Annotated in this window: 16 protein-coding genes; 13 read left to right on the top strand and 3 right to left on the bottom strand. The window is 32.7% G+C overall.

Annotated elements, in window-relative coordinates:
- Nucleotides 1-5: 5 nt before the first annotated feature.
- Nucleotides 6-1,130, bottom strand: a complete 1,125-nt coding sequence (locus QYS47_RS11840; protein ID WP_322346359.1) for a Gfo/Idh/MocA family protein — start codon at nucleotides 1,128-1,130, stop codon at nucleotides 6-8.
- Nucleotides 1,131-1,274: 144 nt separating this feature from the next.
- On the opposite strand from QYS47_RS11840, the gene QYS47_RS11835 reads away from it, so the two are divergent.
- From QYS47_RS11835 to QYS47_RS11785, 11 genes are all read left to right on the top strand, one after another.
- Nucleotides 1,275-1,865 (top strand): gluconate 2-dehydrogenase subunit 3 family protein, encoded by a 591-nt coding sequence (locus QYS47_RS11835; protein ID WP_322346357.1) that lies wholly within the window; start codon nucleotides 1,275-1,277, stop codon nucleotides 1,863-1,865.
- Nucleotides 1,862-3,550: a GMC family oxidoreductase gene (locus QYS47_RS11830; RefSeq protein ID WP_322346354.1), complete on the top strand. Its 1,689-nt coding sequence runs from the start codon at nucleotides 1,862-1,864 to the stop codon at nucleotides 3,548-3,550. The genes QYS47_RS11835 and QYS47_RS11830 overlap by 4 nt, the downstream gene beginning before the upstream one ends.
- 4 nt (nucleotides 3,551-3,554) lie before the next feature.
- The gene (locus tag QYS47_RS11825; RefSeq protein WP_322346352.1) at nucleotides 3,555-3,944 is read left to right on the top strand and encodes a DUF2721 domain-containing protein; all 390 of its coding nucleotides are present in this window, start codon (nucleotides 3,555-3,557) and stop codon (nucleotides 3,942-3,944) included.
- Nucleotides 3,945-3,995: 51 nt separating this feature from the next.
- Nucleotides 3,996-5,069, top strand: a complete 1,074-nt coding sequence (locus QYS47_RS11820; RefSeq protein WP_322346351.1) for an oxygenase MpaB family protein — start codon at nucleotides 3,996-3,998, stop codon at nucleotides 5,067-5,069.
- Between the two features lie 120 nt (nucleotides 5,070-5,189).
- Nucleotides 5,190-6,098, top strand: a complete 909-nt coding sequence (locus QYS47_RS11815; protein WP_322346349.1) for a hypothetical protein — start codon at nucleotides 5,190-5,192, stop codon at nucleotides 6,096-6,098.
- A 96-nt stretch (nucleotides 6,099-6,194) separates the two neighbouring features.
- Nucleotides 6,195-6,632, top strand: coding sequence for a hypothetical protein (locus QYS47_RS11810; protein WP_322346347.1), 438 nt, complete (start codon nucleotides 6,195-6,197; stop codon nucleotides 6,630-6,632).
- A gap of 5 nt (nucleotides 6,633-6,637) precedes the next feature.
- Nucleotides 6,638-7,048 carry a hypothetical protein gene (locus QYS47_RS11805; RefSeq protein ID WP_322346344.1) on the top strand — a complete coding sequence of 137 codons (411 nt, stop codon included), beginning with the start codon at nucleotides 6,638-6,640 and terminating at the stop codon, nucleotides 7,046-7,048.
- Between the two features lie 193 nt (nucleotides 7,049-7,241).
- Complete coding sequence (locus QYS47_RS11800) at nucleotides 7,242-7,631, top strand: hypothetical protein (protein ID WP_302124489.1); 390 nt, start codon at nucleotides 7,242-7,244, stop codon at nucleotides 7,629-7,631.
- Between the two features lie 412 nt (nucleotides 7,632-8,043).
- On the top strand, nucleotides 8,044-8,253 hold the full coding sequence (locus QYS47_RS11795) for a hypothetical protein (RefSeq protein WP_322346343.1): 210 nt from the start codon (nucleotides 8,044-8,046) through the stop codon (nucleotides 8,251-8,253).
- A complete protein-coding gene (locus QYS47_RS11790) occupies nucleotides 8,243-8,539 on the top strand; it encodes a hypothetical protein (RefSeq protein WP_322346341.1) in 297 nt (98 codons plus the stop codon). The genes QYS47_RS11795 and QYS47_RS11790 overlap by 11 nt, the downstream gene beginning before the upstream one ends.
- A 210-nt stretch (nucleotides 8,540-8,749) precedes the next feature.
- Nucleotides 8,750-10,555 (top strand): SLC13 family permease, encoded by a 1,806-nt coding sequence (locus tag QYS47_RS11785; protein WP_322346339.1) that lies wholly within the window; start codon nucleotides 8,750-8,752, stop codon nucleotides 10,553-10,555.
- Here QYS47_RS11785 and QYS47_RS11780 read toward each other — a convergent pair.
- Both QYS47_RS11780 and QYS47_RS11775 read right to left on the bottom strand, forming a co-directional pair.
- Nucleotides 10,552-10,869, bottom strand: a complete 318-nt coding sequence (locus QYS47_RS11780) for a DUF6122 family protein (protein ID WP_302101119.1) — start codon at nucleotides 10,867-10,869, stop codon at nucleotides 10,552-10,554. The two genes, QYS47_RS11785 and QYS47_RS11780, sit on opposite strands and share 4 nt — an antisense overlap.
- An 11-nt stretch (nucleotides 10,870-10,880) precedes the next feature.
- Nucleotides 10,881-12,848: an IGHMBP2 family helicase gene (locus tag QYS47_RS11775; protein WP_322346335.1), complete on the bottom strand. Its 1,968-nt coding sequence runs from the start codon at nucleotides 12,846-12,848 to the stop codon at nucleotides 10,881-10,883.
- 727 nt (nucleotides 12,849-13,575) lie between these two features.
- On the opposite strand from QYS47_RS11775, the gene QYS47_RS11770 reads away from it, so the two are divergent.
- Both QYS47_RS11770 and QYS47_RS11765 read left to right on the top strand, forming a co-directional pair.
- Complete coding sequence (locus QYS47_RS11770; protein WP_322346333.1) at nucleotides 13,576-14,577, top strand: endonuclease/exonuclease/phosphatase family protein; 1,002 nt, start codon at nucleotides 13,576-13,578, stop codon at nucleotides 14,575-14,577.
- A gap of 56 nt (nucleotides 14,578-14,633) precedes the next feature.
- The gene (locus QYS47_RS11765) at nucleotides 14,634-15,182 is read left to right on the top strand and encodes a DinB family protein (RefSeq protein WP_322346331.1); all 549 of its coding nucleotides are present in this window, start codon (nucleotides 14,634-14,636) and stop codon (nucleotides 15,180-15,182) included.
- Nucleotides 15,183-15,288 lie beyond the last annotated feature (106 nt).

The following is a 15,288-nucleotide window of genomic DNA, read 5'->3' as shown; positions in this document are numbered from 1 at the left end:
TTGTTTTAAAAAATAACCCATTTTTTTTCTCTTGAGGATTGAATTGCTTTTTCAATAAACTGCATGCCTCTTACGCCATCATTTATATTAGCCTTTACGAATTTGTCATTATCATTTCCATGTTGGATGGTGTCATAAAAACCATCGTAAATTCTTTGAAATGCTTCTGTAAAATATGGTGAATGTCCTGGGATATGAATTTCATGTGATTCACCTAATTCATGATCAAGTCCTTTTATTTTTTCCTCTTTAAAATCAGGGTATTTGATTGTAATTTCATTGGGTTCATTATGATTCCAAATTAAACCAGCCTTACTACCATAAATGTGAAGACTTAAATCTTGGTCTTCCCCTGTGCATATTTGACTACAGGATAGATATCCCTTTGCTCCGTTATCCATTTCTAAAAGTACATTGGTGTCATCATCAATTTTTCTTCCATCTACTAGGATTGAAACATCAGCCATTAAACTTTTCACTTTTAATCCACTAACAGATTCTAATAAGTTAAATGCATGAGTTCCAATGTCTGCAATAGTACCGCCAACACCCGATTTTTCTGGATCAGTTCGCCAGCTGGCTTGTTTGTGACCTTCGGCTTCAATTAATTGTGAAAGCCAACCTTGAGAGTAGTCTACTTTTACTTTTCTGATTTCACCTAAATGACCAGAACTAATTAATTCTTCCGCCTTTTCTAATAAAGGATAACCTCTGTAGGTATAAGTCATAGCAAATTGAGCCTTGGTGTTTTCAACTACTTTCTGAAATTCTTTGGCTTCATTATAATCAAAGGCCAAGGGTTTGTCACATATCACATGAAAACCAGCTTCTAATGCAGCTTTAGCTTGTTTTACGTGTAAAAAGTTTGGGGTTACAATGGCAACAAAATCCATTCGGTCTTCCGGACTTAGAAGTGATTCCTTTTCAATCATTTCTTCATAACTGCCGTAAATTCTTGAATCATCTAAACCTAAATCTTTTCCTTTTTCTAATGATTTCTCTTTCGTAGCGCTAAAAGCTCCACATACTAGTTTAGCTTTTTTACTGGCAGTAGCGGTTATTCTATGTATATCTCCAATCATAGAACCCGGTCCACCGCCAATCATTCCCATTTTTAATTCTGAACTCATACTGAAATATTTTGAAGTTTTTATCTATCTAGGCTGATGGATTAATTCCACCATTTATAAAATCTTTAACTGAAATCATTTCTGATTTCTTGAAACTAAACAATAACTTAGTTATTATTAAATTTGATATCGAAAAATTGAAGAATGAATAGAAGAGAAGCTATTAAAAAAACGGGCTTGGCATTGGGATTTGCGGCTACTTCGCCCTTGTTGATGCATTTAGTTCAATCCTGCGAATCTAAAAAGCCACTAGGATGGAAACCCAAGTTCTTTAATGAAAAACAAGCCTTATTAATAGCGGCTTTAGCGGATCAAATTTTGCCTAAAACGGACACTCCAGGTGCACTAGATGTTGGAGTCGATTCTTTTGTTGATAAGATGGTGGCTGAAGTATATAATAAAAAAGAGCAGCAACAGTTTGTAGAGGGTTTAGATAATTTTGAAAAAAATTGTGAATTGAAAAACGGCAAGATATTCACTGATCTAAATAATGAAGAGAAATATGATGCTCTTTTTAGCTTGCAAAGCGAAATTAAATATTTGTCATTTGAAAACGATCCTAATGAAAAGCCTTTCTTCTTAATGCTTAAGGAGCTAGTTTTATTAGGATATTTCACATCAGAAGAAATTATGACTAAGCATCTGGACTATATACCAGTTCCATCCCAATTAATTGGATGTGAACCTATGGAATCAAATCAAAAATTAAGGGTAGGAAATTATTTTCAGGGATGAGTAAAAAAAGTAATGAATTTGATGCTATAGTGGTAGGATCAGGTATTTCTGGCGGATGGGCAGCAAAAGAATTGACCGAGAAAGGATTAAAAACTTTAGTATTAGAGCGCGGTAGGAATGTTGAGCATATTAAAGATTATCCTACTATGAATAAAGCCCCTTGGGAATTTGATCACAGGGGGAAAGAATCTCAGGAAGTACAGGAGGAATATTACGTACAAAGCAAGACTTACGCCTTTGATGAGGCTACCAAGCATTTCTGGGTAAACGATAAAGAAAATCCTTATACTACTCCAGATAACAAAGAATTCAGATGGATTAGAGGAAATCATGTAGGAGGTAGATCCTTAACTTGGGGACGACAAAGCTATAGATTGTCGCCTATGGATTTTGAAGCCAATGCTAAAGATGGTATAGGGGTGGATTGGCCTATCCGCTATGAAGACTTAGCCCCATGGTATGATAAAGTGGAAGAGTTTATTGGAGTTTCTGGAAGAAATGAAGGTTATGCCCAACTACCAGATGGAAAATTCCAACCTCCTATGGATATGTATTGCGTGGAGGATAAGGTTAAAAAGGCTATCGAAAAGAATTGGGATGACCGTTTCATGACTATTGGTAGAACTGCAAACCTTACAGAAAATAAGCATAATAGATCCAAATGTCAGTATAGAAACCTGTGTAGTAGAGGTTGTCCATATGGGGGGTATTTTAGTAGTAATTCATCAACCTTACCCGCTGCAACGGCTACAGGGAACATGACTTTAAGGCCCAATTCTATTGTAGAATCTGTAATTCTGGATGATAGTACCAATAAAGCAAAAGGCGTTAGAATAATTGATGCTGAAACCAACGAATATCATGAGTATTATGCAAAAGTTATATTCCTTTGTGCTTCTACCTTAGGTTCTACTTGGATTATGCTGAATTCAAAAAGTGACCGATTCCCAGAAGGTTTAGGAAATACAAGCGGAACATTAGGAAAGCACTTAATGGATCATCATTTTGAAGTTTATGTGAAGGCTCAATTTGATGACTTTAATGATAAATATCATACGGGTTATCGTCCAAATGGTATTTATGTGCCTCGTTTTCAAAATATTAAAAGCAAACATCCTGACTTTATTAGAGGTTATGGCTTCCAAGGAGGTGGAAATCGAGCTGGATGGGGGTATGGGAATCGATTAGCAGGTTTTGGAGCTGAATTTAAAGATGCTTTATTAAAACCTGGTCCCTGGGAAATGTCTTTTATGCCTTTTGGGGAAACTTTGCCTTATGAAGATAATCAAGTAACCCTAAATGAAAATGTAAGAGACAAATGGGGCTTGCCTACCTTGCATATTGATTGTGAGTTTAAAGAAAACGAACATAATATGCGAAAAGATATGATGAAAACAGGCGCTGAGATGTTAGAAGTAGCTGGCGGGAAAAATATTGAGACTGTGAATATGAAAGCAGTGCCTGGTTTTGGTATTCATGAAATGGGTACCGCCAGAATGGGGCGTGATCCTAAAACATCCATGTTAAATAGCCATAATCAACTTCACGAAGTTCCCAATGTATTTGTTACCGATGGTTCTGCTATGACCTCATCAGCATGTCAAAATCCAAGTTTAACTTATATGGCGCTAACCGCTAGAGCCGTTGATTATGCAGTTTCAGAATTAAAGAAAATGAATTTATAATGGAATGACGATTTCCTTAACCACACCAGCTTTATTATTCCCAGCGATTTCTTTGTTATTGTTGGCTTATACTAATCGTTTTTTAGCTATAGCGAATCTAATTAGAAGTTTACATGCCCGCTATATGCAGGAGAATGATGTGAAAATTAAAGCTCAAATTTCTAATTTAAAGAAACGGGTTCTTTTAATAAGAAATATGCAGTTATTAGGTATATCATCCTTATTCTTTTGTGTGGTGAGTATGTTTACGATTTATCAAGAGTATCAAATGGCAGGGAGTATAATATTTGGCTTTTCATTAGTCCTATTGATGATTTCACTTCTCTTATCTATTATCGAAATACAAATTAGTGTAAAAGCACTTAATATTCAGATGGGAGATATTGAAAAATGATTTTATGTAAATTTATTTAATCAATTTGCCTCATTATCTGTTTAGTTAGTTGTGAGCACTACAAAACTTAAATACCCAAATACCGAATTGGCTCTTGCTCGAAAGCAGGGCGATGAGTTAGCAGATAAAACTGTAAAGATTCTCTTCGAAACCGGGTTTAATCCGCTAAAATCTAATTCATATAATCAATTGATCTATAATAATCAGGCTATTCCTAAAGATTTTCCTGATGTTTTAACTACATATTTTTCCGATATTAAATCATCTAAGGTAGATGAGGTTTTAGCGGAAAATGGTTCTGCCTTTTACTTAAAGCATGCAGCACCTGTTATGCTTTGCCTAGGTATGCTTTCACTTCCATATTGTTATGCTGCTGCTGAAGGCGCCAAAGTGCTAAGCTTCTCAAAGAGAATATATGAGCAACCCGAAAAAAGATTAACTGAAACAGCGGAGTTTGTTTTTGATGTGTGTAGTCCTGAAGCATTTCAACCTAATGGAAAAGGATTTATAAGTATTGCTAAAGTGCGTTTAATGCATGCTGCAATTCGTTACCATTTATTGAAAAGTGGAAAGTGGAAAGATGACTTTGGCTATCCAGTGAATCAGGAAGATATGGCTGGAACTAATCTTTCATTTTCATTAATAGCAATTCGCGGACTTAGAAAATTAGGTTACACAATAAGTTCTGAGGAATCTCAAACCTATATTCAATACTGGAATATGATAGGTGAAATGCTAGGTATTCAGAATGCTTGGTTACCGGATACTAATCAAGATGCCTTTATTTTAGAGAAAAAAATAAAGCAACGTAATTTCAAGTACTCTAAAGAAGGGGAGATGCTGGCAGTCAATCTCCAAAATTATATTAAAAATCAACCATTGCCTTTTCCATTTCCTTCTACCACTATGATGAGCTATTTATTAGGAGAAGATATCTGCAATATGATAGGATTACCTTATGATAGAGTGGATGTTGATTTAATAAGCAATATCAAAAATGTTAATGCGATTAGAAATGCGTTTCCAGCAAATTACCAAAAGGAGTTTATTCTTTTAAAGAAGCAATTCGGTGAGCGTAAATCTGAGAGTTCACCTTTTCAATTTTTATCAAAACTAGCTTCTTAATTAAACCAAGTAAAGTTCTTTAAATTTTGGATGAGTTCATAAAAATGGTTTTCTATTTTTGGGATAAAAATTTCTAATTATTAGTTTTATCTTCTTATAATTTTAAACCAAACCTTGCATATGAAAAAGTTATTATTATTATTAGTTGGACTAGTAATCTTGTTCTCTATAGCTTGCCGAGAAGAATATGAGTTTTATCACAAAAAAGAGGATTTAAATGTTGCTGTAAAGATAGATAGCGATACTTTACTTAAAAGTATGGTTAATAGTTTGATAACTAGTGAAAATCAAAGAACATCGAATTTTGAATTTAACACTGAATTTGGGACTCTTGATGTAGAAAATATCATCAGAAGGATCTCGGAACAAAATCCGAAATATCCAAATTATACTATCAAACTAATACCACCTATTGACAGTATTCAAACTGTAGAATATTTGCTTTTGACTCCAAGGGAGGATCAATATTATGGTTCTATATTGCAATTTCAATCAGATAAAAAGGAATTCACTGAAAGCTATTTTCAAGATTATACAGGTGTAATAAGAACATTAAATTTAGAACGAAATATTTTGGCGGAGGAAAGATTTATTCAGGGAGAAAGTTCAACACATAGTGCTGTAAATGAAAGATCTACCTCAATTGATGCCTGTAATTGTTATTATGTACTATCTCCTGTATTAGGACCTATAACAGGTGACGTTATTATGTATGATCTTGTAATGCAATGTGACTGTACTAGTGGCGGGGGAAGCGGTACTCCAATTGGTGGCCCGCCAATTTCAGGGGGTACTAATGATCCTAATTACGGATTATCAGAACTTGATCAGAAAGAATTGCTGGAAATGACAATCGAAAACTTGAATGATCCTGATGAAAGAAGGTCTGCACAGTTATTATATATATTTAAACACAATGGACAAAAAGGAAGAGATTTCTTTCAAAACATAACTGACCTGATTAATACCCCAGGAATAAGTGTAGGTGAGGTGTATGATATTAATTTTATTGTAGAGGATTATTATTAAAAGTTAAAGGGCGAGTATTTTATTGCTATTTATTATCCAGTTGCGGAAGCTGCTAAACCTTTCATAGAATTAGCATTAATTGAAACAGGTTCTGGAGTGCTTTTTCAAGCTGTAAAAGGACTATTGAGTGTAAAATGGGGAATAGAATTAGCTAAAATAGGAGTTAACACTTCATCCATTGCGACTGTAGTAAATAGAATGAAGTCTGGTTTATCTTTTGCTTCAAATAGAACCTCATTAACTTTGAAAATAGCAGAGAGGAATTTATTAGGAACAGCGAATGGTTCTAAAACCGCTTACAGCTTTAACGGGGTTTCTGCATCTGAGGCCGAAGTTATTTTTGCGGATATGGCAGCAGGAAGACAAGTGAAGACCATTACCACACCTAAAGGCCCCATAAAAAATATACAGCTGGAAGGCGGAGAGTATGTACAGTTTAGAAAATGGTCTTCAACAAATTCAGGTGAGGTTACAATAGAATTTGAAATCTCTTCCATAAGAGATATTCGAATTGAACTTAAATTCTTTCCTTAAACAATATGTATTCAAAAGATATAAAAGGTTTATACAATATCCTGGCAAGTAGCTATGATGATCCAGGAACTAGTGGTTCTTCTATTTCTGGCATGTTTTCACAAATAGCAAATGAAAACCCATTTTTTACTGAATCAAAACGAACCGATGTCTTTCTCGAATTAGTTGAATATATCCTCAAAGAGAATATGGCTAATCTTTACGGTGCCTTCGATAAAAAAAATGATAAAGAAGTAAAGTGGGAAGGATCAACGGATGAAGTAATAAATATGCTTAGAAATTTTATTGAAAATCTTACCCCAAAAAAACTTCAGCAAGCACATATTTATTTTTATGAGTTTGAATATTGTTTCCTAGTATGGAAAATAGAGTGGGTGGAGTTGCTTAAAAGATTTAATTTAAATAAGGATTACTAATTGTCATATGAAAAAAGTAAATATTGGCAGTGGTAAATATCGAGAGACATTGTTTTGGAGAGACTCAAATGGAACAAAAAATAGTATTACGTTTCGTAATTATTCATCTAGTGGACAGACCGGTGAACCAATTATTGATGTAAATATGCCATCAATAAGAAATGGAATAATTGAACTTAAATTTTATCCGTAGATGAATCTATCAGACATAGAAAATGTAAAAACAATCATATCAGAGAGCCATAAGGAGGACGGAGATTTTATAGAAAATATTTGGTTTGATATTTCGAATTCAAACCTGGGATTTACGCTCCAGAAAACATTTGAAGCTTTAATTCTAATTCTTCAATTTATGATCACGCATGACATTATCTATTTAACTGGTTATGACAGCAAAAAGCAGGAACAAATAAGCTGGGATGGTAGAAATGGTGAAGATGAATTAGAAAATTTGAAAAAGTATCTATCAAAATTCAATAGTAAGGAGGTAAAACAAAATCCTGCATCTCTTGATGAATTTAAATATCCTGGTTATAAATGGAAAATTGAATATCCAATTAATATGGAGAAATATAAATTATAAGGAAATTCTTTCATCAAGCTTTTGAATTACAATTAAAAAGACTTAGATCAGTTAAAATATATCAACGAGATTCAAATCAAAATCGACAAAATTTGAATTCAGTGGGGTCAAATTGATATTTATAATTCCAGTGAGTTTGGACATAATGTCTATGCTGAATATTCTAAATATATCGAATATGATGAAAGTAATCAATTGTATAGAAAAACTGTATTATTTATTTTGCCCTATTGTTATGAACACTTCTGGTTTTAAAGAAAAAAGAATACCATTCTGCAGTAGTTAACGTCTATTGTTGACATTCTAGGAATTTTTCGTTTTTATAAAATAAGAAATGAGGAAGGTGACAGTTACTATTCCTGGAACCTATAATTATGGAAAAATAGTTACCTTCCTTAAGAATTACTAAACTATGAATATTAAATCTAATATTAATTCTATTTTAATGGAATGGGACCCTATTGGGATAAAAGAACATACAGATATTGAAAACGAGAAATTGAGAGATTTGATTTATGAAATTGAAGAAACCCGAATAGGGTTCTTTTTTACAAATGATCAAGAGAAAGAGTTCGTTGTGGAATCAATATTTAAGCTTAACAAATTGAAAAGTGGACTATAATCACCTTAAGAAATTAAATGGCCTACAAACACAGGTGAATATAATTTTGATAAATTGGGACCCTTTAGATATTCAAAAAGCAAGTAAATTCGCTCATAATGTTTATTTAGAATATACCCGCTATGTTGATGATATTATTGTTAGACTTGGAGATATTGAATTATTAACAGACTATCTATGGAATTTAGCAATTGATATGACGGGACAAGATAGAAACAATTTATTTTTAACTCGTGAAATAGATCAAGTAGTCAAAAATTTAGAAACACTAAAAAAAGACATATAAATAATAATTGGGACTATCAAAAAAGATAGAATGGCTAATATTTTATATTTTTTGAATAAATAAAGTATAATTAAATATATATACATACAGTAATTTTTATCAAAACTAGCTTCTTAATTAAACCAAGTAAAGTCCTTTAAATCTGATTCTCTATAGGTTTAGTAGATTTATAGAATTTCATTCTATATTTGTGCTGGCTAAACCTAAACTATGGATTTTCAAACTATTGCAACTCTTGCCATTATTTTATTGGCAATCATTCTTTTTGTAACTGAAAAGCTGTCGGTAGATTTAATCGGACTCGTAATCATTTGTGCTTTGGTTATAACGGGAGTGATTACTCCAGTAGAAGGGATTAAAGGATTTAGCAATACCGCTACCATTACAGTTGCTTTTATGTTTGTAATGAGTGCTGCATTATTAAAAACAGGAGCGCTTCAATTTGTTGCCTATAAATTATCAGACATTTTTAAGCGTAATTTTAGGCTTGGCTTGGTTCTTATGATGTTTTTAATTGCTCTTATTTCAGCATTTATTAATAATACTCCCGTTGTTGCGGTATTCATACCAGTAGTGATTCAAATCGCTAAAAGCACTGGAAGGAGCCCTTCTCAGTTATTAATTCCATTGTCATTTGCCTCTATTTTTGGAGGAACTTGTACTTATATCGGTACTTCAACCAATGTGTTAGTGAGCGGTATTGCTCAAGATTTTGGTTTTGAAGGGTTCTCAATGTTCCAATTATTACCTTTCGGGATTATATTGGTCATTGTTGGTACGATGTACATGATGCTGATAGGGTCACGAATCTTACCTAAAAACAGAAAAAATGGTGAAGACCTAGAAGAAAAATTTGGGATGCGTGAATATCTGACTGAAATAGAATTACAAGAGAATACAGATTCTATTGGTAAAACCATTATGGAAAGTTCTTTAGTGAAGGATTTACGGATTGATATATTAGAAATCAATAGAAGTGGAACTCGATACAATTTACCTCAGGGGGATTTTATATTAAATGCAGGCGATGTATTGAAAGTGAGATGTAATCTCTCAAACATCAAGGAATTAAAAAGTAGAGCAAAAGTATTGGAAGGATCATCGCTAAAAATGGCGGGTGATAATCTAAAAGGCACAGGTTCCTCATTAGTTGAAATGGTGGTGAGTGCTAATTCCGAATTTGATGGTAAAAATCTTTCGGAATTGGACTTTAGAAGACGGTATAGAGCATCTCCCTTAGCGATTCGGCATAGAGAGGAAGTAATTCATGAAGATTTATATGATATAAAGCTAAAAGCTGGGGATGTACTTTTAGCAGAGGTGAAGTCTCATTATGTGAAGGAACTTCGTAAAAAAGAGATGAGTCAAAACGCGCCATTTGCTCTATTATCTTCTGATCATATGGTAGATTTCAATAAAAAGCAATTTATGCTAGTCACCAGTATATTGGGGATTGTGATTGCTTTAGCTAGTTTTGGAATACTAGATATTGTGATATCAGTTATGGCTGGTGTAGTAGCTTTAGTACTGTTAAATGTGCTCAGCATGAGAGAGGTATATAAAGCCATCAATTGGAAGATAGTTTTTCTTCTAGCTGGTGTTTTAAGCTTTGGTGTGGCTTTGAGTAATACCGGATTAGATCAGAAAATAGCAGGAGGATTAATTAGTCAATTAGGCGGATTTGGTCCTGTAATTGTTTTAAGTGGGTTATATTTAGCTACTTCATTTTTAACCGAATTAATGTCTAATAATGCAACTGCAGCTTTAATGGCACCTATTGCAATTGCTATCAGTACTCAGTTAGGTTTAGTTCCCACCCCATTTTTGATGGCAGTTACTTTTGCTGCATCGGCTAGTTTTATGACTCCAATTGGTTATCAGACTAATACCATGGTTTATACTTCTGGTAATTATAAGTTTACTGATTTTACAAAGGTAGGGGTGATGTTAAATCTTCTTTTCTGGATTTTAGCGACTATCTTGTTACCGCTCTTATTTCCTTTTGAGAGCCTTTAAATGGTGCCCTGCAAAAAGCAATCTAATCCATCAGTAAACATATGAAATAGCAATCCTATTGCGACCAATCTGCTACGTTTTGGGAAAAGGAGAAAGAAATATATGAGAATAGCGTAAAAGGAATGCAGTGGGTGAAAACCAATGCTACATCTGTTAGGGTCGAATATAGGAGAAGCAAGTAGATGATCTAAATCCACCAACATAGTGCCTAATAAAACAATATAGGCTTGCTTCCAATTTTGCTTATTATACAAGTAGGCAATTCCTAATGGTGCAATAAAATGTAGGCTATAATGGATAATGTTTTCAATCATAAGTGACCAAATTAAGCATGACCTATCATATTTAATAAGGATTCATACATTTTATCTTGTTTGATAGTGTTAGGGTTTCCTATTATAATCAATTTTCTTTTAGCTCTGGTTAATGCAACGTTTAATCGTCTATAATCCCTGAGGAAGCCTATATTTCCTTCTTGGTTTGATCGAACTAGGCTAATTATGATTACTTCTTTTTCACGACCTTGGAAACCATCTATTGATTTAATTTCAATATGATAATCTCGCATCTCTGATTTTAAGCGAGATACTTGTTGATCATAAGGAGAAATGATTCCTATATCATCAGGAAAAAGCCTAGAGGAAAGTAATGCATCCGTAATCTTTTTAGTTAGCTTAATCTCTTCTTTATTGTAATAGGAGAAACTATCCGTTAATTGCTCCTCTACTCCTTCTTCACAGGGGATAAATACTATGGGTTTTGATGCTTTTAAAACATCATCTATAATAGGATCTATGTAAGGATAGGGTTCGAAACCCAGCATGTCTTTTAAATTATGATGAGCTACAGAAGGATGAGCTTTAAGGCGATTAGAATAGAAGTGTTCATTTGAGAACTTCATTATTTCTTTATTCATCCTGTACTGAATCGTTAGAATATCCATTCTATCTTTTGGCAGTTCAGATTGAAATCTTTCAAACAAGCTTACATTAAGTTGAGCAGCTTCTTGTGCTTTTACGGTAGGGGGAAGTTGTTTATGATCACCTGCTAAGATCCATTTTTTTCCTTTTACCAAAGGAATTAATACTTCGGGTTCGGTGGATTGAGTGGCTTCGTCTATACAGACTATGTCAAAAATAATGTCCTTCAATAACTCGCTTCCAGCAGAAGAATTCGTAGTACAAATAACATCACTTTTCTCTAAAATACTTTCAATAGCATTGGCTTGTAAAGCATTGGCATCATCAAAACTTTTATTAATCTGTTGCTGAATTTGTATCCACTTTGCCATCTTTCTAAGCTTGGATTGATGGATACCTCTATACAGTTTCTTGCTATTTGCTAATTGTATTATTTTATGATCGCTCAGACCTCTTCTGTTTTGCCCAGTAGCAGGAATATAGTCTTCTTGTTCTTTTTTTAAGATCTGGATTTTATTCCAAATACTGTTAGCTTGTTGGAAATCTGGGTGGTCTTGTAATTTCACATCTAAGCTTAAGCTTAGTAAATTTTTATCCATCCTTACAGGATTCCCTATTCTGGTAGAAGGTATATTTAAGGAGTGTAATTTATCTAAAATATTATCTACAGCAGTGTTCGATGGAGCGCTTACTAAGATTTTCTTTTTCTGATTATGGAAAGCTTTTATAAGATAGGATAGGGTAGTAGTCTTTCCAGTTCCGGGAGGGCCATGTATTAGAAAAATATCATTTGAGCTATTCGCTTGCTTGACAATATTAACTTGTTTTTCATTTAGCTTTTTGTCTAATTCTATACTAATTTCTGATTCATTAGGATCTTTGAAAAAGTCAATATTAGATTTTAAGAATTCTTGAATTTTAGGGTTCTTTTCTGCTACACTTAAGGCTTCGCTCATTCTTTGAAAAGTAATATCATTTGAGAATAAATCTAGTCGTAAATTTTTACCATAAACTACATATGGGGGAGTCTTATTATACCCAATCGTAATGCTTCTTTTAGTCTTACTAATTACCGTAGCTTGATCTTCTGTTCCTGTTGGTTTCTCCTTTGAAATAATAACGATATCCCCATTAGAAATTTCATTGTCAGAGATCCCGGAACCCTTAACCAATTTAACTAAATACATACCTCCAATTCCAGTCCCAGCATCTCTACCATTAAGTCCTAATATGGCCCTTCCTTTTCGTTCCCTTTGCCTGCCGTTTAGCATTAAGATTTCGTTAAGATGAAAATCCATCTCCGCTTTTCTTTCAATCTGGATAAGGTGTTCGAAATGCTCTCTGTACTTATGGATGTTGCTAAAGCTTTTCATTATAGGAAATATCTGTTCAGTTGCTACAAACTTACTGAATAGGAGTAGGGTTTTGTAAAAATTAATTTTTAAAGTCTTCTCTTAAAATAATTATATAGGATATGATCTAGAGTCTGAGTTCAAAAATCTCCCATATTAATTAATCATACATTTTTTACTACACTCCTGTATGTGTTGTAAGTATTTAGTAATTGTATTTTATAGATATGGATTGAAATTCGGTAAAACTAAATCGCTTTATAAAGGATTTTCATATTGCCTCCCTTGAGTATGCTCTCAGAAGAAAATTTGGTCAGCTTATTAGTATTCAAGTTAATGATTAGTTAAGGTCTTATAAATTATTAATAATGAGATGTTAATATTGTTTTAATAAACAATAAGTTTAATTATGAACTTGAGTAATCATTTAGTTTTTCATTCCTGTGCAAAATATTGTTTGGAAGACGTTTTAGTAGTGTGATTGGCTATTTTTAGTCCCTATTGTAATGTTTTTACAATTTATCAAATTGATTTTTATACTCTAGTAATATTACTAATCTTAGGAGTGAATATCAAGTAATTAAACCTCACAGATGGTTTTATTACTATAACTAAAATGTTTTCGCGGAGATTTATTTTAATTATTAATTTTTTATTTCTTGAAATAATTAAATCAATATATTTTGCTTTTTTATGTTCATCTGATTGGTTTTTATAAGATGTGATTCTTTTTGATTAATATCGTTTTATGAAAAAGATATTATTAGGCATACTCGCACTTCTATTAGTTAGTCTTGTGGTTTTTTATTTTTGGGGTAGCTCAAGCTTTTCAGATGAAAAGAAATATGACCAAGTTGTAAATTATGATGATGAGATTTTGCACACTTCCGATACCTTATCAATAATGACTTACAATATTGGCTACTTATCTGGGATGACCAATAATCTAGCAGTTGATAGATCTGCTTCTCTTTTTACCAACAACTATAATAGAGTTGTCAAAATCTTGGATAGTGCTAATTATGATTTTATTGGTTTGCAAGAAGTAGATTTTAATTCCTCTCGAAGTTTTAATATTAATCAGTTTGATAGCCTAGGAAATCATTTAAAATTTCATCAAGGGGCTTATGCTGTAAACTGGGATAAGTCCTATGTCCCATTTCCATATTTACCAATTCAAAATCATTTTGGAAAGATGTTGTCCGGGCAAGGTGTTCTAAGTAAAATGCAAATATTATCTAATGAATTTGTCACATTAAGAAAGCCAATTAGTGCACCTTTTTACTATAATGCTTTTTATCTTGATCGATTATTGCAAATTACTAAAGTGCAATTAGGTTCAGATACTTTGATTGTTATGAATGTTCATTTAGAGGCTTTCGATAAAGAGACAAGAGAGTTACAAGCTAAAAAAATATATAATATTTATAAGTCTTATACTTCTGATTACCCGACTCTATTAATTGGGGATTTTAATAGTCGTCCACCCTTTGCTTCTGATATAGTGGAAGAGGAAATAACGATTGGTTTATTTTTAATTGACCCTAATATTGGAGAGGCTATTGAAAAGGATAGATATCTAAGAAATGAATCTCAATTTTTTACATTTAATACTGAAGATCCTTACGAAAGGTTAGACTATATTTTTTATAATAAAAACAAGATTTCTAAAATTGACTCAGATGTGTTAAAAGTAGCTGGAGACATCTCAGATCACCTGCCTGTTTGGATGACTTTTAGTCTTAAATAATTCTTCATAATAAAATTTTAAACCTATAAATTGGCTTAGTATAAAACTATAAAATTATGCATTCAAAAATTCAAAAACATTGGGAGCGCTACGAGAATGGTAAACAATATTATGATGCTTTATTAAAAGTATTTAATGATGAACAATTGAATTTCAAGCCCAGTGAAAATGCCTGGTCAATGTTACAAGTTATGCAGCATCTTTACACTTCAGAATCCCTAAGTTTAAAATTTCTTCAGAATTTTGATTTCAACCGTAAGGATGAAAAGCTCGGATTAAAGGCAGAACTGAAAACCATGCTGTTAGTAAATCGCTTGAATTCCAAAAAGAAATTTAAAGCACCCAAAGTATTATCTGATAATAAATCTAATCTTGACATCAGTGATGATGCTCATGAATTTGGGCACCAATGGCAAAAGTTAGATCAAGACTTGTTAAGCTTTTTGCAGGATTTCCCAACAGATAAAATTAATCACTTCTGCTTTATGCATCCTGCGGTAGGTAAACAAAATGTAATTCAATGCCTACAATTTTTTGTTTCTCATATGAAACATCATCAGCACCAGATTGAGGCGATTAATCATCATAAGAATTTTCCAAAGTAAAACTGTCATTAATATGATATTAATATGTTAGTCTCCCTTTATGTATATGAAAATTTTTGATATTGCTTTGTTATTTTAAACATTACATTTTATGTTTGTTTTTTAT

The organism is Marivirga arenosa (genome assembly GCF_030503875.2).
Lineage (GTDB): Bacteria > Bacteroidota > Bacteroidia > Cytophagales > Cyclobacteriaceae > Marivirga > Marivirga arenosa.
Note: the sequence above shows the minus strand (reverse complement) of the source record. Positions and strands in the feature narration are given on the sequence as shown.